18 protein-coding genes are annotated in these 22,456 nt (G+C 45.5%); 5 read left to right on the top strand and 13 right to left on the bottom strand.

What is annotated here, in order from left to right:
* Positions 1–556 precede the first annotated feature (556 nt).
* Complete coding sequence (locus ABRS97_RS15670; RefSeq protein WP_367815365.1) at positions 557–1,294, top strand: polysaccharide deacetylase family protein; 738 nt, start codon at positions 557–559, stop codon at positions 1,292–1,294.
* 78 nt (positions 1,295–1,372) lie between these two features.
* On the opposite strand, the gene ABRS97_RS15665 is transcribed toward ABRS97_RS15670, so the two are convergent.
* Entirely contained in the window at positions 1,373–2,134 is a 762-nt protein-coding gene (locus ABRS97_RS15665) for a MerR family transcriptional regulator (RefSeq protein ID WP_367815363.1), read from the bottom strand.
* A gap of 147 nt (positions 2,135–2,281) precedes the next feature.
* Between ABRS97_RS15665 and ABRS97_RS15660 the strand changes: the two genes are divergently transcribed.
* Positions 2,282–2,593, top strand: a complete 312-nt coding sequence (locus ABRS97_RS15660) for a hypothetical protein (RefSeq protein WP_367815361.1) — start codon at positions 2,282–2,284, stop codon at positions 2,591–2,593.
* A 28-nt stretch (positions 2,594–2,621) separates the two neighbouring features.
* Here ABRS97_RS15660 and ABRS97_RS15655 read toward each other — a convergent pair whose 3' ends face one another.
* The 12 genes from ABRS97_RS15655 to ABRS97_RS15600 all read right to left on the bottom strand — a co-directional run bounded on the left by ABRS97_RS15655 (position 2,622) and on the right by ABRS97_RS15600 (position 19,987).
* Positions 2,622–4,874, bottom strand: coding sequence for a cellulose biosynthesis cyclic di-GMP-binding regulatory protein BcsB (locus tag ABRS97_RS15655; protein WP_367815359.1), 2,253 nt, complete (start codon positions 4,872–4,874; stop codon positions 2,622–2,624).
* Between the two features lie 28 nt (positions 4,875–4,902).
* Positions 4,903–6,180: a glycosyltransferase family 2 protein gene (locus ABRS97_RS15650; RefSeq protein WP_367815357.1), complete on the bottom strand. Its 1,278-nt coding sequence runs from the start codon at positions 6,178–6,180 to the stop codon at positions 4,903–4,905.
* Entirely contained in the window at positions 6,173–7,951 is a 1,779-nt protein-coding gene (locus ABRS97_RS15645; RefSeq protein WP_367815355.1) for a DUF2334 domain-containing protein, read from the bottom strand. The genes ABRS97_RS15650 and ABRS97_RS15645 overlap by 8 nt, the downstream gene beginning before the upstream one ends.
* Positions 7,917–8,771 (bottom strand): GGDEF domain-containing protein, encoded by an 855-nt coding sequence (locus ABRS97_RS15640; protein WP_367815353.1) that lies wholly within the window; start codon positions 8,769–8,771, stop codon positions 7,917–7,919. Before ABRS97_RS15640 ends, ABRS97_RS15645 begins: the two co-directional genes overlap by 35 nt.
* Positions 8,752–9,903, bottom strand: a complete 1,152-nt coding sequence (locus tag ABRS97_RS15635) for a transcriptional regulator (RefSeq protein WP_367815351.1) — start codon at positions 9,901–9,903, stop codon at positions 8,752–8,754. Before ABRS97_RS15635 ends, ABRS97_RS15640 begins: the two co-directional genes overlap by 20 nt.
* 148 nt (positions 9,904–10,051) lie before the next feature.
* The gene (locus ABRS97_RS15630) at positions 10,052–10,816 is read right to left on the bottom strand and encodes a hypothetical protein (RefSeq protein WP_367815349.1); all 765 of its coding nucleotides are present in this window, start codon (positions 10,814–10,816) and stop codon (positions 10,052–10,054) included.
* A 65-nt stretch (positions 10,817–10,881) separates the two neighbouring features.
* A complete protein-coding gene (locus ABRS97_RS15625; RefSeq protein WP_367815347.1) occupies positions 10,882–11,643 on the bottom strand; it encodes a hypothetical protein in 762 nt (253 codons plus the stop codon).
* 322 nt (positions 11,644–11,965) lie between these two features.
* Positions 11,966–12,697, bottom strand: a complete 732-nt coding sequence (locus ABRS97_RS15620; protein ID WP_367815345.1) for an MOSC domain-containing protein — start codon at positions 12,695–12,697, stop codon at positions 11,966–11,968.
* A gap of 36 nt (positions 12,698–12,733) precedes the next feature.
* Positions 12,734–14,905, bottom strand: a complete 2,172-nt coding sequence (locus ABRS97_RS15615) for an anthranilate synthase component I (protein ID WP_367815343.1) — start codon at positions 14,903–14,905, stop codon at positions 12,734–12,736.
* A 1,046-nt stretch (positions 14,906–15,951) separates the two neighbouring features.
* Positions 15,952–17,193: an extracellular solute-binding protein gene (locus tag ABRS97_RS15610; RefSeq protein WP_367815341.1), complete on the bottom strand. Its 1,242-nt coding sequence runs from the start codon at positions 17,191–17,193 to the stop codon at positions 15,952–15,954.
* A gap of 28 nt (positions 17,194–17,221) precedes the next feature.
* Entirely contained in the window at positions 17,222–18,910 is a 1,689-nt protein-coding gene (locus ABRS97_RS15605; RefSeq protein WP_367815339.1) for a methyl-accepting chemotaxis protein, read from the bottom strand.
* 342 nt (positions 18,911–19,252) lie between these two features.
* Complete coding sequence (locus ABRS97_RS15600; RefSeq protein ID WP_367815337.1) at positions 19,253–19,987, bottom strand: MBL fold metallo-hydrolase; 735 nt, start codon at positions 19,985–19,987, stop codon at positions 19,253–19,255.
* A 229-nt stretch (positions 19,988–20,216) separates the two neighbouring features.
* Here ABRS97_RS15600 and ABRS97_RS15595 point away from each other — a divergent pair, with 229 nt between their 5' ends.
* The 3 genes from ABRS97_RS15595 to ABRS97_RS15585 are packed head-to-tail and all read left to right on the top strand — an operon-like array spanning position 20,217 to position 22,346.
* Positions 20,217–20,546 carry a PadR family transcriptional regulator gene (locus ABRS97_RS15595; RefSeq protein WP_367815336.1) on the top strand — a complete coding sequence of 110 codons (330 nt, stop codon included), beginning with the start codon at positions 20,217–20,219 and terminating at the stop codon, positions 20,544–20,546.
* Complete coding sequence (locus ABRS97_RS15590; RefSeq protein ID WP_367815334.1) at positions 20,539–21,126, top strand: permease prefix domain 1-containing protein; 588 nt, start codon at positions 20,539–20,541, stop codon at positions 21,124–21,126. Before ABRS97_RS15595 ends, ABRS97_RS15590 begins: the two co-directional genes overlap by 8 nt.
* A complete protein-coding gene (locus ABRS97_RS15585) occupies positions 21,123–22,346 on the top strand; it encodes a DUF418 domain-containing protein (protein WP_367815332.1) in 1,224 nt (407 codons plus the stop codon). Before ABRS97_RS15590 ends, ABRS97_RS15585 begins: the two co-directional genes overlap by 4 nt.
* Positions 22,347–22,456: the final 110 nt, after the last annotated feature.

Below are 22,456 nucleotides of genomic sequence, written 5' to 3'. Positions count from 1 at the left end.
GATGTCGGCGGAACTACGATGCCTTATTCCACGGCAACATCCCTTTTCTCCCCCTGAAGCGGAACTAGGGTGCGTTAAATCAGCGAAAACGTGCCTGAAACCCAGCATTTCCTACTCATAGGATACGGTAGTTCCGCGAAACGTCCCTACAACCGAAAATACCACCTCATAGCGTACCTACGTTCCGCTCAACCGTGCAAAAAGACGATCTATCGCAGATCGAGGCCGCAAAGCGGTATTTCATATACTCCAGTCCGCTGTGGCACTTTCCGGATTTTCTACGTCCATCAAGTCCAATGCTCGCACCACACGATCCGTGCGGAATCTCTCCGCTCTGCGAGCTCGTCACACACAAATCTAACGACATATGCTTTCTGGCGTGTTAGAATGTGCTTCCCTAACGCTTTAGCTCTGTAAGGATTTAAACACACTGTTGTTCATAAAAACGCCATTCTGGGGTTGCCGCCCCTGATGGCGTTTTTGTTTACACTTGGATATTTGCTGTTTATCAGAGGCATCCTATTTCTTAAAATTACACGTTCATTTAGGAGGCATCATGAGAATTATCGCAGCACTAAGCATCTTTTTGTTGTTGTTTCAGTCCACTGCCAGCGCTAGCCCCAAGAAAAACCGGGCCTATTACGAAGATCGCGGCGAAGTGGTGTGGGAAATTAATACGGATGAGAAAGTCATTGCCCTAACCTTTGATGACGGCCCTCATCCGACGTATACCCCGCAAATCTTGGATTTGCTCAAACAATATCAGGCGCAAGCGACTTTTTTCGTTGTCGGAAACAAGGTGAAATTGTATCCAGACTTGCTTAAACGCGAGTTGGAGGAAGGGCACGAACTTGCCAATCATACATATAGTCATGCCTATTTAGGCGGAAATACCAATATGAAAAAGGAAATTAACAAAGCCGAGGAAATTATTCACGCCACTACCGGATACCGCTGTCAATTATTCCGTCCGCCTGGCGGCGTTTTTAATGACAACCTGGTTTCTGTCGTCAAAAAAGAAGGCTATAAGATGGTGTTGTGGTCCTGGCAGCTCGATACCAAAGACTGGAGCACCCCAGGAGTCAAAAGAATTGTTGACCGTGTATTGTTGCATTCAAGCAATGGCAATATTGTCTTATTCCACGATTATGTGGAAGGCCCTACACAGACGATCGATGCGCTCAAGATCATCTTGCCTGAATTGACCAAGAGAGGTTACCGGTTCGTTACCGTCTCTGAGCTTCTCAATTACCGGAAAGCGATTCCTGCCAAGCAGCCTAACACTGGTTCATGAGATAAGGCTAGTGCCCCAAATCATTCTAAGCTATATGTCTGAGCGAATATGCCTATCCATAAGGCATCTACATTCCACTCACCCGCGCCCCATATAGATAACAACGGCATCTCTAAGAAATTTAGCCATGCCAGGCCGGTCTTGATCGTAGTAAGCGGTAAATCTTTCGTCATCCACATACATCTGGGCAACCCCTGCATGGGCTTCTTTACTGTAGCTGTCCCAGTAGAAGCTCAGCCATTGCCGATGAAGGTCCGCAGCCTTCTGGGCAAGCGCCCCTGCAGGGTCGCCTGTGACGAAAGCCTCAGCAAGTGCTGCATGAATGTCTGCACCTAATTGTTCGATCTCGGCATGCCGCTTCTCGGTCATGCCTTTTATTTTTATATTCGCCTTGTCGATTGGAGCCGCACCGTATTTGGAGCGAATCTCCGCGCCATATTGCTTTTCGTTCTTGTCAATGAATTGCTGCTTAAAGCCTTCGAATTTCTGCTGATCATTCATTGTTTTGCTCCCCTCTCTCTGGGCTAGTGTCAGATCGACATTGGCGATGAGTATATCGATTTGTTTCCGTTTCGCCAAGAGTTTCCCGCGATGTTCCCTCAGTGCCTGATCGGCATCATAGGAAGGCGAGGAGATCAGTTCCTTGATTTCTTCCAAGCTGACGCCCAGCTCCCGATAAAATAGAATTTGCTGCAGCCGGTCAACCTCTGACTGCCCATAAATGCGGTACCCGGATGAATTGATTCTCGCCGGCTTGAGAATGCCAATTTCATCATAATAACGGAGTGTCCGCGTACTGATTCCCGCCAGCACGCCTAGCTTTTGCACGGTGTACTCCACGTTCATCCCTCCTGACATATTCATCGTACACCTTTACGCTCCGTCAAAGTCAACCCACATTTTATCCACTAGCTTTTCCCTTTATTCCAAAGCTTGTTATACTGATGGAATCAACGAAACTCAGAAGAGAAATCAGGAGGCTGCGAAATGGATGCCAAAGTGGAAGAGACACTGAATGCGGCATTAAGGAACTGGAAAACCATGTCAAAACCGGATGACGAGGATGCTGAAGAGACCGCAAATGAATTTGAGGCCTCCTTCTATACATTTATTGATGCTGTGCGGGAGTGGACCTATCGTCTGGATGAACAACCCCAGAGTCTGGAAGAGTTTTTAGAACTCGGGATGATCCAAGAAATCCTCGAGCGGCTCCCCGCTCCCCTGCATTTGAATTTTGAAACCGAAGCTGAACTTATCCTTGACTATCAAAACCGTGTTGACGAAGACAAGTACGATTAATTATGAGACTCCGTGCCTTGCCGTAGTCTTACTTAGGACGACGAAGCAGACGGATAAACAGAATCAAACCGATGATAAATACGACCCCGATCGCGGCAGCTGCCCAGATCAACGATATGTTCGATCGAGCCGCACTCGCTGGCGTTGTTTCAGGCTTCGCTTGCTCCATGCTTTTGGTATCGAAGGCTACAACTTCCCCCGATTTGCTCATCACGACGGCTTGACTGCTTTTCTGCTCATTACTCAGAAATTGGAGCAAACTCGCGTTCGTGAACGTATCTGCCGCCTTTTGGTTGTTTGCTCCGGCCTGAAAGACCGCCATCACCCGTACTTTGTCCCATAGAGAGGTTTGAATCCAGGCTGCGTAGTCCGTCGTTTCATTAATCAGATTAGGATTAGCCAAGCGAAGCTGCTCATTGCCTGGACCCAATACCAGCGTATCCTTATAAGCTTGTAGGGACTGGAAATCGCTTGGATTACCGACAATAACTACGTTATGGCCTTTAAGCTTCTGTTCCAGATCAGGATCTCCATCCCGGACGATGTCGACAGCGGTGTTCTTCGAGACATCGCTCGTCATGGATCGAATCATCGCAGCGAACTGGCTAAGCAAAGTGCCGCCAACATCTTTCGGCAAAAGAAACACCGTTTGCCCAAGTCCGTTATCATCAACAAACGGGGCTGGCCAGTTTCTAAAGCTCGTTTCCTTCAGGATCTCATGCGGCAGCTGAAGTGTGCTGCTTTTATCAATGAAAATCCATTTCCCGCTATCAGATTTCGGACCGCAGGCATTGTGCGCTTCATTCAATTGTGCCGAGAATGACATCGTCAACACGTTGGTTTTGTTCTCTTTCAAATAGGGCGCAAGCGGCACCGTCAGAAGGTAGCTGTCATCTGCTTTTTGGGAGGCAACGATTTCCGCGAAAGAGAATGTTTTGGGGACATCATTAATGATGACCGTTAAACCTGTATTTGCCGTCGGCGCTGGCGTGCTCGTGCTCTTGTTATCCCTGGAAAGCGCCGAGTCATTCTGCAAGAGGGAAGAAACACGCACTTTCAATGTCAGTTGGCTTTCCCCGGTTAGACTCCAGAATGAAGGAATCGTGTAGAACAACCGTTCAGAATTCAGGTGTGTTTCATCCAATTTGATATTCGATGTCCCCACTGATTCGAATGTGATTGGTTTTGTCGGAGCTTGTACATCCGCCGCCTGCTGCGCATCAGTAATCATAAGATGATTGCCTGCCAGCTGATCAACGAAATCTTTTTCTGTCAGCAAATGAATCCGGTCTTTGATCACCTTATCATCAACCGCAGACACAAGAAGCACTTGTCTGGTCTCATTGCTAGCTTGCTCGGTGACCGCGAAAGCATCCAGGCTCAGCTGCTGGTTATGTACGTGAACCGGATTATTTTGCAGCATTTGCTTAACCGGGCCGCTCCACGCATTGATGCTGCCGAGCGCTAGGGCCGGAAGTAAGTGGTCTTTACTCAACCACTCGGATTCCGTCACAATCGGTGTTGGCCGTTTAGTGGCTGTTTTCGATGAAAAGTAGGTCGCCACCTGCATCGCCGACGCAATCAATTCCGCCGAAGGATGATCCGGAAGCATAACCGCCCCGTACATTTCATTTTGAATGCTTGGTTCAACGAAGGGAAATGGATAATTTCTGAGCACATCATTCGTCGTGAACGTCGTCGCCGTGTTTAAGAAAATGGCCGAAGAGCGATTGATTCTCACCCAATTCGCCGGATTCTCCTCATCGCTGCACACATCGTTCGAGATGGTACTATGCTTGTCAAGCGTAACGGCATGGAAGCCCGGCGTCACATCGTCATTCCCCAAAGGAATTCTGGTCACAAGACGGGAACTTGTCTCTTTCGTCAAAGGAATGCTTTTTACCGGTCTGCCATCGACCGCTATCGTAAGCGTAGAACTCGTAGGGACGAGCAAATCGGAGTAACTGATATCTAAATCTATATAGCTTCCCTCGCTCATCCCGGCTCTTGGCACGCTATAAAACAACTGCTGCGAATGATCGACTCTGGCCATCGAAATATTGTCATTGGTGAGGTGAGTTAAGTAGCCTGGAGATACGGCAGATAGGTTAGAGGTGAATGTGGCCAGAGCTCCGTCCTTCATATAAGCCGATGTGACGTTCAGTCTTCCCGCCGCGGCGGGATCAGCGCCCTCAGCTTGCGCAAGCAAAGGCTCAGCGGTGAGCTGCACAGCTAACAGACTTATGCTGCTGTACAGCCATGTTTTAAGATAAATGTTCATGCTGGAAACACCTTTCAACGAAATGGAATCAGGTAATGGAGCTGTCATGTTTTTTCGTTTGCTGAAAGCGCTCTGTCTTGTACCATTTGGTTTCTTGCTTCAGCAATATGCGTTTCATTTCCAGGAACAAAGCGTAGAGCACAAGCAGGATCCAGAACTGGGAGTACGTGAAGTACATGAGAGAGACGATAAAGAAGTTTTTCGTGTTGAGCTCCGTTTTCTCAATACCCAGAGCCATCAATACTTCGGTTATATACAAGAAATAAGCCAGAATCCAAAGAATAGTCGAGATGATCCCCACATTCAGATGCAAGTCTACGAATAAATTAACGAGAAATAAACCATCCGAAACGATAACGCCGAAAAAGAAAAGAAAATACGTAAAAAAGAAGTAAATCAGATCGAATACGATACTTTTCCGTTTTAATGTAAACAGTTTTGCCATGAATTTAAGCACGACGTATTGATTGCCTCGCGCCCAGCGTGTGCGCTGCTTCCACCATACTTTCATCGTTTCCGGTTCCTGCTCCCACGTGATCGCGGCAGGGAAGAAGCGGATGTGATAGCCCATATTGTAGACGCGAATCGTCAGCTCGGTATCCTCCGCCAAAGCTTTCTCATCCCATCCACCCAGCTCCTCTATGATGCTGCGCCGTATAGCGAAGTTAGTTCCAGGGATGGTTGCCACACGGAACCAATGGAAACGGCCCGCTTGCGCCATCCATTGAAAGCAGATCGTTTCAATATTAATGAAACGTGTCAACAGCGTTTGAGCCGCATTGATGACGCGAAATTTACCGACGACGGCTCCGGCTTTCGGATCGTTCAGCATCGCTAGTACCAAATAGTATACCGCTTTACGCTCCGGGGTATTATCCGCATCATAAACAACAATCACGTCACCCGTGGCGTGTTTAAACCCTTGGTTCAATGCGCCAGACTTTCCGCCTCCTATATTGGGAGGTTTGAGATGCACGACTTTCAACCTAGGATAGCGGCTTGCGTAGCTGTCTGCGATCTCTCCTGTTCGATCCTTAGAGTTATCGTTGATAACAATAATCTCCAGTAAATCTTTTGGGTATTCGAGCTTGAGCATCGCTTTAATTGTCCGTTCAATGACAACCTCTTCATTATGCGCAGGGATCATCACACTAACTTTAGGCCAGTTATGCTGCTTCTTTTCCCATTCAGCAATGGGCCGCCTATAGCGGAGATAGTGCATGTAGCCTCCCTGCATGAGAAACATATGGTATAACAGCATGAGCCAGATGACAGTCAATGAGGCATAGAACAAAGTATTAGCCACTGATGTTTCGCTCCTCAAATAGTTGTTTGCGCAGGTTCATTCTCATGCTAAGGGTGTACAGGAAGAACATCAAAACCATCATCGCCACGAGTATCGCCATGCCCCACAGGATCAACTGCAAGCTCCCTAGACGCTTAATGCCTTGCACAATGTGCGGCGTTTCCACAGGAGGCGATGTGTTGTCATAATGAATTTTCCCCTGTGCATCTGTTGAGATAGTCAGGTTAGGCGCATGCACAGAAATGTTCATTTTTCTTAAATCCAGCCAGGATACGTTCGGTACACGCTCCAGATGCGAAATAAACGTTTTGAGTTTCTCCAAGCCCAAATAGGGATGATAAAACATGCCCATCATGCCGCCTTCAACGAATTCCATGTCATTAATTTTTTGATCTATATCCGCCTCTGGCGTGAGTGAGGTATGATCATAAAAGCCTATGGTTTCGGGAAGCAGCGCCATTCCATGAAGAAAGGACGGTTTCGACATAAAAGCAGAGACACCCATGTGCTGCCAATCGCTATCGCTGATCTGTGTCTGGCCAAGCAAATAGTTGAAGTAGCGGGACACCACCTCGTACCCGTTTTGGCTCATGACATAGTGGGGAGCTTCAAAAGCAAGCGGATATAAACCAAGTTCCGTTAATTCGCGAATACCGCTCTGCACTCTCGTCTCTACATAAGCGCTCTCGAAGGCATTGAGCCCATCCATATAATGGTCATAATCCGCTTTGGATGAAAATTCGTACCGCTTTTTCACCGTTGTCTCGTGATCAGCGGGCCCCCAGATTGGTGTGTTATTCTTCACATCCCAGAATTCAAAGCCTTCCCCTGTCTCGGAAGATCTGTATTGGTGGGTATATCCGTGCAAAAGAATACTTGCCCCGCGCCCTTGCAAATAGCGCAGTACCTCGACGAGCTGCGGCGATTCCGCTAGATGAATCTGCTGGTTGGTTTCCGAATTCGTGTAGACCGGAATGACCGCTATCATGAAGGGAATCCCCTTATCAGCCAAATAATCGCCGGTTTGTTTCAGCAGCTTCGGGTCAGACATGGGATGAATGTCTTCAAGGCGGATATAGGCCATTCGCTCCGATAGGAGCGGTTTGCCGAGAAAAGCCGCAAGGCCTTCGCTCAAGAAGCGATTGAAGGGGACATACAAATCGGACGATGCCAGATAAGCGCTGTTTTCATATTGGACAAATAGAGGAAAGGGGATATCCCCCTTCCAGCCCTGTAAAATCGTTTCTCCACGCAACAATTCGACATGTGTAATGGCATAATTAACATCCAGAAGCTGATACACCGGTTCATGGGTCGAAGGATCCGTTTTAGAAATTTTATTAATGACCGTGTCAGGCCGGGTCTTCATAAAAGAAAAGCGGGCGCCGAGTTGATCTGCGTTTTCTCCAATCGCTAAGACAGAACCCTTAAATTCCCCAATGAGCGGTGCAACGGCAGATGGGAGTTTCTTTGCAGTATTCCCGTAATAGACCAGATGAGTGACTTCCTGCAAATCGCCGCTCGTCACAGCCTCATCTGCTTTGAATGTAATCTGACCCGTAAACTGGCCCAGCAGCAGGTCCAAGAGACGAACCGACTCGTTCATCGTGCCGGATTCTGTCGAGTAGATGACCAATACCCGACTAGTTGAGACGGCCGAGAATGCCTTGGACTGAGGCATGAAGTTAAGGCTCAAAATGATCAACAAGCTCACAAGAATTGACCGATGTATGATTTTATTGTGTAAAAGCTTCAAGTTCTTCGTAAGCAAGCTGAATCAACTCCGAGTAATCATTTAGCTCACGGTCAAAGCTGGCCGCGCCGAAGGAAACGGTAATGGTCACTTCTTTTTTCCGGTTCGCCAATTGATGAACCTTCAGCGGATCCTCAATTTTATCGAGCACATAATGAACACTCTCTGCCCCCGTATTAAATAAAATAATGGCAAAGGTGTCATCCTCTATCCTAAACTTGCGGTCACTGATCCGCGTTTGCTTCCACAGCACATCAGAGAGCGACTTGATCAAATGCTTCTTCTCTTCGCTCCCATATATACGTTCATATTCTTTCACATACTTAAACTGGATTAGCAGAAGCGTGAACGGGGTACCCGTGCGTATCGAACGCTTAAATTCTTCCTCTAGCTCAAAATAGAATCTCTTTTTATTATCGAAACCGGTCGTTTCATCAATCGTGACGAGCTCATCGAATTTACTGGCCATCTCCTCGTTCTCATGAGTTACCGTGGTAGCCCACCTGTGGAGAATGCCCCCCATGAAAGCGGAAACGCCAATGGCAATCATCCAAATCACCGTTTCTCTGACGGATAAGATAGCAGTGGAGGAAACATACACATTCCAAATGAGCACAGACCCAAGCAGAAACATCGCGGCGAGGGAGATGCCCAGACCGAACAGCAGTCCGCCGAGCAAGCTTACGAAAGCAATGAGAAGCACACTTGCAAATAGCGCAGTTGTTGTCCATGAAATTCCCTGAAACCCGGTCACATATAAACACAAAGCAACTACAAAGAGCAAGAAGCAGCTCTGAACAATGGAAAAAGTACGCGTTTTATTGTAAAATCCTTGCATTATAAAGCTTCCTTTCTGCGAGCAAGGGAACCAAGTTGTCAAAAATGTGCGTATCCGTCGTCGGCCCGTAATTCATATAGCCGCCGTAATATTCACTGGTCGGATTCAAGGTTTGGAAGCGAATCATTCGATAATACAGATCTTTCGCAAGCTCGCTTTCCCCCCGCTCCAAGGCACACAAAATGGCTAGGCCGTATACAGAAGGGGATTCATAATCTACAGCTCTTTGTTTTGTGGCCAAGTCATATTTTCCGTATAGAACATGATCGTTTTGAAAAGATTCCTTGAGGAACGACCACAACTCCGAGTCCTTTTCTCCAAACTTCGCACGGGAATATTCAACAAACAGCTGATCTAACAGATTAACCTCATCTTGGTATTCAAAGCGTTTTTCGTCCACATGATAGTTAATGGGATAGAAACCGTTTTTCACTGGAAGATCGATCATGAATGTTTTCGTTTTCTGATACAGGTCTTCCGTAATCTTGCTTTGTTCATATAAATTGACAATGGCGTAAGCATCCAGATAGGGCAGTGTAATCACATTGCTTGGCCACTTTTTCTCATTATCATAGAAATCCCGGAAGGTGCCGTTAACAACCTGCCTTTTCGTCACGCTCTTCGTAATCGTATCCGCTGTTTTCTTGAAATCAGCATCCTTCCATTTAACCGAGGCGTTGTAGAAGGAATAAGCGATTCGCAAATCATCGACAAGGGCATTGGTTGTAACCGGCTTGCCGCTCGAACTGATCTTCCAAGCAATCCAGCCGTCCGACTTCATAAATTTTTGTTGAATGACATCCGCAGCATGGCGAAATAAAGAAACGTCGCCCTTTTCATACGCATATTGCAGCCATAATCCCATAGATTCGGATAAAGCGTCCTGACCCATGGCCGTCTGCGGATCTGTCGTAACTTTGGCAACCAAATTCGTTCTTAGCGTCCCGTTCTCATTCATCATGTTCGATCGAATAAATTGCTCGCCGGGAAGAACGCGTTCCTGAGGCTCTTTGCTTTGAGAGTTCACGTCAGTCACCATTGTATATTTGTGATCAACTGGCAGGACGGTATACACAACGACCGCGCCAAAAACAATCATCAAACTCCACATGCTCTTTTTGAAAAAAGTCACCACTTGCCTCCTAAGTCTTGTTGTAGAAATGGCTAGATTATCTAAGTTTATTCCTCTTGCTTAACAATGTAAACAATCCAAATTCTGAACAAACAACAAAACAGACACGAAGCGAGCTTCCCGCATTCGTGCCTGTTCGGCTTCTTTCTTATTTGTTTACCGTGTAATTATTGCCATAATTGTTATCCCAGTAGGTTTGACCATTGACGCTATAAGAGATCGCATACTTGATTTGTGCCGCGTTCGGATCCACATAAATGCCAAAGCTCCAACTCTCTACACTATTGCTGCCGTTCGCTGCCCCATAGTAATAGGCTTGGCCTTCATGCGTTGTTTGCCAGTTATCTGTCGTGTATACGATTTTAACCGTTTTGGCGTATCCCTCATTTTTCACGAACAGATTGCCGTTGAAAATGCCATTAGTCAATAGTTCATTCAAGCGCAGCACCTGAGGAGCACCCAAAATGACGGATTCCATGTTATACCGGCTCACGGAATAATTCTGATTGCCGTTGTTGTCCCAATACGTTTGGCCGTTGACTTCATACTTAATGGCAAACTGTATCGTATCGGCGTTTTTCAGCTCCGGATGCTCATCCGTCATTTGATGCGTCGAGATGTCAAAATGCCAAATCTCATGCGATGCATCCGCAGGCCTTGCATACGATGCGCTAGTATCATACCATTGGCCATCACCCGGGGAGTAATGAATCGTTACATTTTTTTGGTAGGCAAGATTCTGAACCTCGATATCGCCGCTGAAGGAAGTAAACCCGAATTTGTAGGAATAAATCGATGCTTTAATCAGTTCAACAGGACCTCCCGCAGCAGAAACAGGCGCATTTAACCATGTAGACCCTAGAATCAACGCAAACGCGAATAAAGCTGCGAACATTCTTTTAACAATCTTCATGGATATCTCTCCTTTTTATCACATTTATCCGATTTCAATCTCTCTATTTTTATATAAGATCTCTATTAATTAAAATGTAGGGAATAATTAGCACCATGATTGTTATCCCAATAGGTCACACCATTGACTGTATATGAAATGGCAAACTGTACGGGTTGTCCGTTGGCAGTAAACGAGAATGTCCAGTTCTCAAAAGCATTATTCGATCCGGCGACCGCGCTGTCGTAAGTAGCTGTGGCCGTTTGTGTCGTTGCCCAGTTATCATACGAATACACCACGTTGACTGTTTTGGTCGGAGCCAGATTTTTCAAATACACTTTTCCGTATATATAGAGTCCTGAGCGATTCGAATAATAATGTTTTTCGGACAGTTGCAGAGCCGATGTACCGAGAATACGATCCGGTTGTCCGGTCCCTCCAACCTTGTAATTGCTGCCTCCGTTGTTATCCCAGTACGTTTGGCCGTTGACTACATATTTAAAGGAGAATTCAAAGGCAGAAGATGCAGGAGCAACGATATTGAACGTCCACGTTTCATAGCCATTGCCATTTGACGCTGCATAAGAAGCAGGTTGCTCATTCCATTGCCCATTGCCTGTTGTATAGGCGACGCTGACTTGTTTGGTGTACGCAAGATTTTTCACTTCCACTCCGCCTGTCAGACTGTAGACGCTGCTTCCTCCGCTGTAATCAATACTGGTATTTGCATACGCGAGCTGAACATTCGGATCCGAAGCTTTAGCTTCACCACTAAATCCTACTACTGCCACACTTAAGAAAAAGGTAAAAGCAAGTACAACAGATAACATTTTTTTTACAGCATTCATTTTTCATTCACTCCTGTCTATTATTTAGAAATACCTACCGATAAAACTCTGCACCAGCGACGTTGCAACCCTATTTACAATGTCCGCCTGTAGCCACCCCCTCCTCAGAAAATAGTAAAGATTTCGATAGCAAGGAAACCAGTTTCCTTACACCTCTAATATAGACCTTGTCCCATTTCCTGTAAATGGTTTTCATGTAAATTATTATATTTATGCATAATATGATTTAACATGACAAAAAAAGCCAAGCCTATCCTGCCTGCACTTAGGCAAAACGACTCAGCTAGCGAGGATTCTCATTCCATCCAGTTTTCGTTCAAGTTCAATCCACTACATATACCTTCTCGCCAATGTGTACTTGGCCTGTCTTTTTAACCGAAGCGTACACGCCGAAATGTAAACCCATCTCCTCATTCACTTTCCTTAACAGAGAAGCGTCACGCTCAAGCGTATCAGGGTCAAGCATAATCATGGAACAACGCTCGCAATAACTGTCGACTTGTAATTCCGCACTGCCAATGGACAAGCGCTTTCCTAACCATTCTCCTTCATTGCCAGCATTTTCATTTACTGAAACCAACAAGTTTGCTCTAAAGCGGCGATGGTCCAAGCTCTTCCCCCATAACATTTCAAGTCTCCGCAGCGTTGTATCTGTGATGATCAAAATACTCCCCGTATCAACGGCCATGAGCTCGGTCACTTGCGGGCTATAACTCATCATCGACATGTGGACGTTCGAATGCTTTTGCATTTCAGCTAGCAGCTCGTCATTCCAATGATAGGTACGCCCATCCGGTGAGGTTATGCTCACTTTAAAAGGATCAAGCCCATTTTGAACATCTTCATTATCGAGCTTCGCCTTATAAGTAAGCATATTGGGGATATTTCTAGCCGTGATAAAGCTCTCCCAACCTTCCTTAGTTTCATCAATAAACGCATGGCAGCGATCGCCATATAAGCCATAAGGCTCGATGCGGCAAGTCTCCAACCGCTCTCCTGCAAACGATTTTATCGGATAGCGATTAATTTCACTTAATTCACCGATTAACCTCAAAGTGATACCCTCTTTTCAACAATTGCATCGTAGTTCCTAATTCTGAATAAGCCGCTCAGATAGTACATTTTCAATTAATCGCAGTCCTACTTCTCCGCGCAAGGTGGCGATGGATTCGGGATGAAACTGTACAGCTGCAATTGGCAACGTTTTATGCTCGACGGCCATGACAATTCCATCCTCTGAAATCGCACTGACACTTAAACAGCTTGGCACTTCTTTGGCGTACAAAGAATGGTACCGGCCAACATGAAACTCTTGTGGCAATCCCTGCCACATGGGGCTCGTTCCGTTCGTCTTGACTAAACTGGATTTACCATGCTGAGGATAATCTAAAATATCCAAGGTTCCCCCAAAGTATTCAACAATTCCTTGCAGTCCCAAGCAGACTCCGAAAATAGGTATTTCCTTCTCCAGACAAAGAGCGATTGTCTCGTTTAAGGAAAACTGCGATGGTTGACCGGGGCCAGGCGAAAGCACGACCATATCGAACGGCTTTTCCTTTAGCATATCCCGCGCATAGGGTGCTCGCAGAGTCGTTACGTTCGCGCCGGTTTGCTTCATATAGTTTGACAGCGTATGGACAAAAGAATCTTCATGATCTACAAGCAGTATGCTTTTGCCATGCCCCCTATCCGGTGGAATCGGCTTCGATTTCTCAGTCCCCCATGTACTTGATTCACGCACAGCTTGAACGAGGGCAGCCGCTTTTGTGATAGTCTCTTGTTCCTCATCCTCAGGTACAGAGTCGTAGAGCAGTGTTGCACCAACACGAATTTGGGCTACACCTTCTTTGATTCGGATGGTCCGTAAGGTCAACCCCGTGTTCAGATCCCCATTGAATGAAAAGTAACCGACAGCCCCGCCATACCAGTTCCTTTGCGAGTTTTCGTGGTTCTCAATCCACTGAATAGCCGCGCGCTTAGGTGCGCCTGTGACTGTAACTGCCCACATGTGGGTCATAAACGCATCCAATGCGTCAAACTCAGGACGAAGGGTCCCCTCCACATGATCAACGGTATGAATGAGGTGAGAGTACATTTCAATTTGCCTTCTCCCGATGACTTGAACGGAACCAGGTTCGCAAATCCGTGATTTATCGTTTCGATCCACATCGGTACACATCGTCAGCTCGGATTCATCTTTAGCCGAATTTAGCAATTCTCTAATGCGATCTGAATCTTCTATCGCGTTATTCCCGCGTTTTATGGTGCCTGATATCGGGCAAGTTTCCATCCTTCTGCCTTCTACCCTCACGTACATCTCGGGGGAAGAGCCGACCAGATATTCGCCTCCCAAATTAATAATGAATCCATAGGGGCTTGGATTAATTACCTGTAGTCGGGAAAATACACTTGACGGAAGACTGGAACATGTTTCATAGAACGTATGGGTGGGGACAGCTTCAAACATATCCCCTACTTTGAACGATTTAATTGCTTCCCGCACTACATTTGCGTAATTGCCTTGGACATATCCTTCTAAGGGCACTTGCCCGCTTAATTTCGGCTGCAGGAGCTCTCCGCTTCTTTCGAGGCCATCCGTTTTTTGACCATTGAAGCTAAACTCGTAGCTCAGCTGATACGCGGCATTCAAATGATGGTCAACGATAATGATTTCATCAGGGAAATACAGGATGACATCTGATTCCGTCGCGTCCCTGTTATGCTTGAGCTCCATAGGTTCAAATTGAAACACCAAATCATAGCCGAAAGCGCCATACAAACCGAGAAAAGAATCATCCGGAGAGTAAAAGAGTTCCTTAACCGAGCGAATGATAGAAAAAATAGAGGGCTGTTTTGTTCTTTCCTCCTCATGGAAAAGCTCTGCACGTCTCCTTATGTTTCCTGAAATTTGGTTTTCAGCATACATGAGATTTTCAATATCGGCATGATTCTTCAAATGGAGGAAAATGGCACTTAATAGTATATCTCCTCTCTGATTTTCAGCCGAAATACAGAAGCTATTTCCACTTGCTTTCAGCTCTAAAGCAGGGTTAATAAAACCAATATCCCAGCGCGAATAACGCCCTGGGTATTCATAGCCGCTGGAAAATAACGCACCTTTTTTAAAGTCGATTTCTTTGAGTATGGCTTGAGTGGCAGTTGCAATTTCAACCGGTTCCAAATTGCGGAATACTTCAATGTTGCCTTGGGTGGTGTAGGCTTTTTGGCGGGGAATAGCGTTGAATGATAACAAAATACTCATATGAATGACCTCCTCTAAATTAGAGGAGAACAGGAGCAACCGCAGAGAAGGTTTGTATGAACAAATAATCCAACACAAATACACTTCACATCTCTCGACTAGTCTCATCTTATCTCAGCTCAGCTAACCTGTTCTCATCTCAACTGTTTACAGCATAATGGATAGCTTGGAAATTTTCAATAATTTCTATTTAGGGGCCCATAGAGAAATACACGTCGATCTCCGAATTCGGATCGTGCGGCTGCGTATAGCGCAGATCGATCCTCATCATTCCAATGTTACTTATCATCTTGCTGTGCTATGCGATACGTTTGTGGGTTGAGGAGGGAATAGGGTATGGGCTTCCAACCGCCTTTAAAGTCGTGTTTCCACCCCAGATCCATTCCCTCTTCCCTCTGTTCTACTTTGTGCTGCCTTCTTCTCTTTTCCCTAACCTGTCTTCCATCCGGTATTCCTGCCCATGAATACCTCTGTAAGATTCCGGGTACATTTCGCTTCAGCAAGCTTCGCAAGAAAACGGGAGGAGGCACTGCCGGACCTCCCATGCCCCATGCACAGCGATATCCACGGAACTACGGAGCCTTATTCCACGGTAACCGTCCCTTTTCTCCCCCTGAAGAGGAACTAGGGTGCGTTAAATGAGCGAAAACGTGCCTACCACCCAGCATTTCCTGCTCATAACGCACAGTAGTTCCGCGAAATACCCCTACAACCGAAAATACCGCCTCTTAACGCACCTACGTTCCGCTCACCCGTGCAAATAGACGCACTATCGCAGATCGAGGCGGTATGGGGCGATCCAAACAGCTGCGGCACCTCCGAATCTTCTACGTTTATCCTGTCAAATGCTCGTACCACACGATGCGTACGGAGTCTCTCTCTTCTGCGAGCTCGTCACGCACACATACCTGACGGCATATGCTTTCTGCCGTGTTAGAAAAGGGTATCCCTAACGCTTTAGTTTCGTAAAGGATTTAAACAAAAAAGGAGCCAGAACTGTTTAAGCAGTCCCGCTCCTTTTTTGTTATGTATGCTGCTCAAACGGTCTATTGGCTCAGCTTCAAAAGACTCTTCCAGGAGGCTTCAATTTTCTGGGCACCCGCTTGAACCGACTGCTTCCCGAGAAGAATTTGACCCAGATTAGGCGTGAAATCCGAGAACATTTGAGCGCCTTCCGGGATCAGAGGACGGGCCTTTGCAGCGTCGAGCTGCTTTTTGAACCCTTGAAAGATCGGATCCGCAGCCAGCGTTGCATCTTGATAAGCGCTCGTTCTGGTCGGGAGCGCTTTGACCTCTTTGGCCTGTAGAATCTGAGTTTCTGTACTGGTGAGATAAGAAATGAGTTCATACGTCTCTTTCGGATATTTGCTGTATTTAGAAATTACGAGACTGTGCCCACCGGCCGGTGAGCCTTGTCCCTTTGGCCCCTTCGGGATCGCGGCAATTCCGAGATTGCCTGCGTCCTTGAATTCACTGCCAGACAACAGGTCGGCAACCGCCCAGGGGCCGTTAATAATCATGGCCGAACGGCCTTCCTTAAAATCTAGCATCATCTTGTTATAAGCATCGTTGAAATCAGGATACGGCTGAGTTACTTTTTCTTGTTTCAATGTCAACATGAACTGGAGTCCTTGCAGAGAATCCGCAGAGGTGATCTGTACCTGCTTGTCATCAGTAATTGTCCCGCCGCCGAAAGCCCAAATATATGGCAGGGCAAAATAAGAATCATCAGAGAGGAAGATGCCGTATCGGTTCTTATTCGTCAGTTTCTTGGCCATCGCGAGCAGTTCGTCCATCGTTTGCGGCGGGTTCGAGAAACCGCCTTCCTGCAAAATCCGTTTGTTATACAGCAAGGCCGGCGCTTCCATGACGGAAGGCATGCCGTAAACTTTTCCTCCGCTCTGAACCGAACGCATGACCGTTGCATTGAAATCAGTTCGATCGGACTCCGTGATCATATCATCTAGCGGATGCAATAAATTTAAATCCGCAAATTCTGGAACCCAGGAATTATCCGACCGCATAGCATCAAGCGGCTGGTCGCCAAGCAGAGCCGTTTTGAAAACATTCGAGGCCGCCCCAAAATTCACGTCGGTTACATTCACTTTGATATTCGGATGCGACTCTTCGAAACGAGCAATACGCGCTTTGACGAATTCCGCTTCTTTCCCCTCATAAGTACTCATGAAGGTCAAAGAAATAGGCCCCACCTTGGGCTGGCTGGAACAGGCCGTACATATCATCCCTAATGAGAGACAAAGGATAAACAAAATAGGAAGCTTTTTCATGATGTACTCACCTTCGATCCTTATAAGTTTATAAACGGAACTTGCCGATTAATGTCTTCAACTCATCAGCAAGCGCAGCCAGATAGCTCGATGAAGAGGTAATTTCCTCCATGGAGGCCAATTGTTGCTCGGTAGAAGCCGCGACGCCCTGTGTACCTGCAGAATTCTCTTTGGCAATTTGGGAGATAACCGAAATGCCTGAGACCACTTTCTCAGTGTCCTCCATGATAGTGTTCGTTGAGTCTGTTACTCCCTGAATGTCGGATTCCACTTGCCGGATCATCTGTAGTATGCCTTCGAAAGATTCGCCTGCCACTTCAATGAGCTGGATTCCCTTCTGCACTTCCAAAGTGCCGTGTTCCATCTCCACTGCGGCTGATCTTGATTCCTGCTGAATGCCTGCGATCAGGCTTCTAATTTGATCAGCAGACACGCGGGATTGCTCGGCAAGCTTTCTTACCTCTTGCGCTACGACCGAGAATCCACGTCCTTGTTCCCCAGCTCTAGCAGCCTCTATGGCAGCATTAAGTGCAAGCAAGTCGGTCTGATTGGAGATGTCCATGATAATTTGCGTAACGTCGCCGATCTGGACGGCCTGTCGATGCAAGCCTTCAATTACTTGAGAGAGCTTTCCGTTGCTGCCTTCAATGACACGCACCTGTTCCATCGCATTGTTAAGATCGTTCTTACCCTGAAGCGCTGTATTCGTTGTATTGTTAACGGTTCTGAGCACCGCATGACCATTGGTTGCGATCTGATTCACTTTCTCCGACAGTGAGGTGATCGTCAACAAGTTACCGCCAACAAGCGAAGCTTGGCGCTCAGTTCCTTCATTGATCTCCCCCGTGATGGTGGCGATATGTTCCGTAGCATGGCTGGTTTGCTCTGCGCTAGCTTGAAGCTCAGCAGAGGAGGCCGCAACCTGCATCGAGACTTGATCCGCGCTGCCTATAACCGACCGCAAGGACTGGGTCATCGTGTTAAAGGCATTAGCCAATTCCGTTAGCTCGTCCTTCCCTTTAAAACGCAGATCCTGTATTTGCAGGTTGCCCTCAGCAACGGAACCGGCCAATTGGATTAAGCGTCGGGTACGCGAGATCAAATAGTTCGACAGCAGGACGGCAATGCCAACCGATAGTAAGATTGCGACCCCAACAAGAACATAGTTCAAAAGCTGCACTTTTTCGTTCATGCTGTGGATTTCACTCTTATACCGTTCGATCTGATTTTGCTCGTCTTTAAGAAAGGAAAGCAAAGCGAACGCGATAGGGTCGAATGAATCCTTCGTATATTGCTCTTGAGCCGTCACAAAATCCCCTTGCTCCAGCTTGCCCATAAGTTTCAGCTTGTCTTCTTTACTCGCAGTCCATTTGGCCTGGAATGCTTCGATTTGTTGAAGGCTGTTCGGATCTGTTGTCATATCTTTCAGACGGACCAGTTCCTTATCGAGAAAGCGCACGGTTTCTTCAAAACGTGATTTGTATCCGCCTTTCAAATGGCTAGGCGCAAGCATGAAGTGCGCGCCATTATCGTTAGCCGTCCTAGCAAACAAATTCAACCGATGAATGACTTCCATGCGCTGTTGGGAAGCGAGAATCTCATCAGTCAGCTTAGCGATACGCTGATTCATTGTGGTAGTAACACTCACTGTTATCAAGAACAGTACGATGATCGAAAAAAAGCTGATCAACAGTCTAGTGCGAAGTTTGAAAGCCAACTAGTTCCCCTCCGGTCGTCTAATGATGTGTGTAATTACCTTGCCACAATCGTGTTATTTACAAAATTGCGGGCTTACGCAAGATAATTCTTTGTATATATCGTCAACCCCTACAGAGATTATTAGATCTACAATTGATGTAATCGCTTCCTTTACATGATATCTTAGTAGTAATTTAAAGAGGGTGACTGAATCTGTATTTTTCTTCAAAATAATGTTTAACATATAAAGTAATTACAATAGAATTGCAAAAAAATCACCCTCCTCACCTATAGCTGCAAACTTTGGTTTGCTATAAGCGGGAGGGTCAAGAAATTCGACATTATATAGGAATCAACAAAATTAGACGACAACTTGCAAGCCAAAATCCGCCAACAATACTTCTCCATTAAACTTAGCAGCAGCTTCTTCCTTCAATAACTGAATATGACCAAAATGAGGTAAATGTGATAACAGCAATTTCTTTACACCAGCCGCTTCCGCTAGCTTCCCCGCTTCATGAGCATTCATATGACCGTACTGGCCTGCATCGAAGCCGGCATAAAATGAAGCTTCCGTAATCAATAAATTCGCATCTCTGAGGTGAGGAATAAGCGATTCGTCATAACGAGTATCCGCGGTATATACCAATACTTTTCCTTCAGCTTCTACCCTCACTCCTAAGCAATAAGCATCATGGTTCGTTCGGAAAAAAGATAGCTTTACACCATCCTCCATGGATACAGCAGCACTTTCGTTTACTCCTATTGCATACGTGCCCTTCATAGCAGGAATTGACCAATCTTCTTCATTCTTTTCTGAAATCAGGAGCCTTAGCGGCTTATCTCTACGTTGCAGATCCATATCAATTAGACATGCATACTGAAGACATCCCAAGTCTGCCATATGATCATGATGTTGGTGTGAGAGAAATACAGATGTCAATTCACTTAGTTCAATAAAATTCTGTAGGACAGCCAATACGCCACTTCCGCAATCAAGTAAAATTTTGTGGCTACCTACTTCTAATAGGTAACCCGCGGTTGCTTCCCCTGCTTTTGGATAAGCGCCCCATCTGCCAAGAACTCTTAGTTTCATGCGAATGCCACCTTTCTCATTTGCGTAGAAAATCAATAATAGTAAGTTTAACATCAACCGAGCGAAGATACTCGAATAAAACCTGAAAATCGGTCGGCTCGGTTTTGAGTTTTATTGAGCAACTAACAGATTTTGAGGTACAGATAAATGTTAAATTGGGAATTATTGACACATAGTCTGCCTAGGTATACACTTATACTTAGTCAGACTATGTATAGGAGGAATTCACTTGAGTATTGAATCGGATCTACTTAGGGGAAGCAGCGCCATGTTAGTTCTATCACTTTTGAAACAAGAAGGGAATCTGTACGGCTACCAAATTATTCAGCTCCTTCAAGAGAAAAGTGGAGATGTCTTGCTATTAAAAGAGGGGACATTGTATCCCGTTTTATACAAGCTTGAAGAGGAAGAATTGGTCTCAAGTCATTGGATGGAGATCAATGGAAGAAAAAGACGATACTATCAAATTACCCCTGAAGGTTTAAAAGCCCTAGATCAGAAAGAAAAGAAGTGGCAAATGTTCATATTCTCAATTGGAAGGGTCCTTGGTCATGAATAAAGAGTTGGAACAGTATGTGAATTCCTTACTTTTGACAGAAAATACTCCATCGCTAGTTGCCAGAGAAGAGATAATTGGTCATTTAGAAGACGCAGTGGAACATTTTGTCTCCCAAGGTTATTCAAGCGGAGAAGCCACTCGAATTGCGATAGCTAATTTTGGAGATCGGGACCAAATAGCTAGCGAGCTCAACCAATATTTCAATCAAAGTCGGCAAAGAGTACGATTATCCTGGTATCGACTGTTAACATTAGCCACCTGCATCTCCTTTATTGACATTATCATAAGAAACGACTATTTCTCCTCTATGCTATTGTTCTCAGCTTCTTTCTTTCTAGTAGCGACGAATTCAAAAACCCCGAAGTCTAGGATTGTATACTTACTTGGAACTTGTATGCCTGTGACTACCTTTGTTAAGCAATTGTTATTTCACCCAATAGCACTCAAGAATCATTGGGACATCTTTCTCCAAAACGAATTGTATACAACGATCGCTGTCATACCTATAACTGCAGGAATCCTAACAGCAATGATTGTCAATATAATTACACATAGAAATTACAGGAGGAGAATCCTTTGAACAGTACGCTTCTTCCTATAGCGAAGGAACAACGGTTAACTAACATTGATGCATTAAGAGGCATCGCTGTTTGTGGAATCCTATTCGCCAACAATATCTGGGAGTTCTCTCATCCTATGCTGGGACACTATAGCACCTGGATGATCTTGCATAATGCGTGGAATCTAGGAGCATTCCATATGCTGGATTTGATATTTCTTGGACATTTCCGCACGATTTTTTCATTTTTATTTGGCTTCAGCATGGTGATCATGATGAATAGAATCCAAGCAAAGAACCAGCCGTTTTTGCCGTTTTATATCAAACGTCTATCAACATTGGCAATCTTGGGTTTTGCCCATGCTGTTCTCATTTGGGATGGTGATATTTTAGTCGAGTACGCAGTCGTCGGGTTTGTAATGTTATTTTTTCGAAACCGATCCGTTAAGTTCTTAATAAGCATGGCATTTTTACTACTTTTTATTTTTGGATCTCTTGCTATTATACCTGAACTGAACCCCCCTCCTGCTCAGAGCACATTTAAGGCGGAACTGTCAGGAAAAGAAAAATATGAGAAGACTAAATTATTGTACACTTCTGGCTCATATAAGGAGATCACTGAGGCGAGAGTCTCAAACTGGGAGTTATCTGGAACCAGTGTATTGGCTGGCACTCTGGCTATGTTCCTATTTGGAATTGCCTTTGCGAAGTCGGGGGTTTTACACGATTCCGAAAGTCACGTCCGTTTTTGGAAAAAAGTCTGTTTGGGAAGTTTTCTTACTGGCGTGCCACTCCTGGTCATGAATCATTATTTGGCTTTGGAATTGTATAGGGGACAAGAGGTTACACAGGGGTTATATTATATCATTCGACGTGCGAGACAATACATTTCCGATCCAGCCATTTGTTTTTTTTACATCAGTGGCTTTGTTTTACTCACTCGACATGCATGGTGGAAGAAATTGATAAAACCATTTGAATATATGGGAAAAATGGCTTTTACAAATTATTTGATGCAGTCGATACTTCTTACCACACTTTTCTATGGCTACGGATTGGGTCTATTTGATAAATTTAATATGGTATTCTGTTATCTAATCGCCATTGCATTAATTATTACGCAAATGGCAGCAAGCCGTCTGTGGCTCAAATACTTCCTTTACGGCCCATTTGAGTGGTTATGGAGATCGATTACATACTCAAAGATACTTCAAATTCGAAACCATTCTAATCACATTTAATCGGGAGGTCAGTCGGGGGGAATTGCCCGATTAACTTCCAGTCCTTTGGTGGGTTTGAGGAAAAAGAGAGGTAAATTGAAGGGTGGGAACAATTGATTACAACTGCTTTT

It is taken from the genome of Paenibacillus tabacirhizosphaerae, from assembly GCF_040812395.1.
GTDB lineage: Bacteria > Bacillota > Bacilli > Paenibacillales > NBRC-103111 > Paenibacillus_E.
The sequence above is the reverse complement of the archived record's forward strand: the minus strand, read 5'-3'. Positions and strand labels throughout refer to the sequence as shown.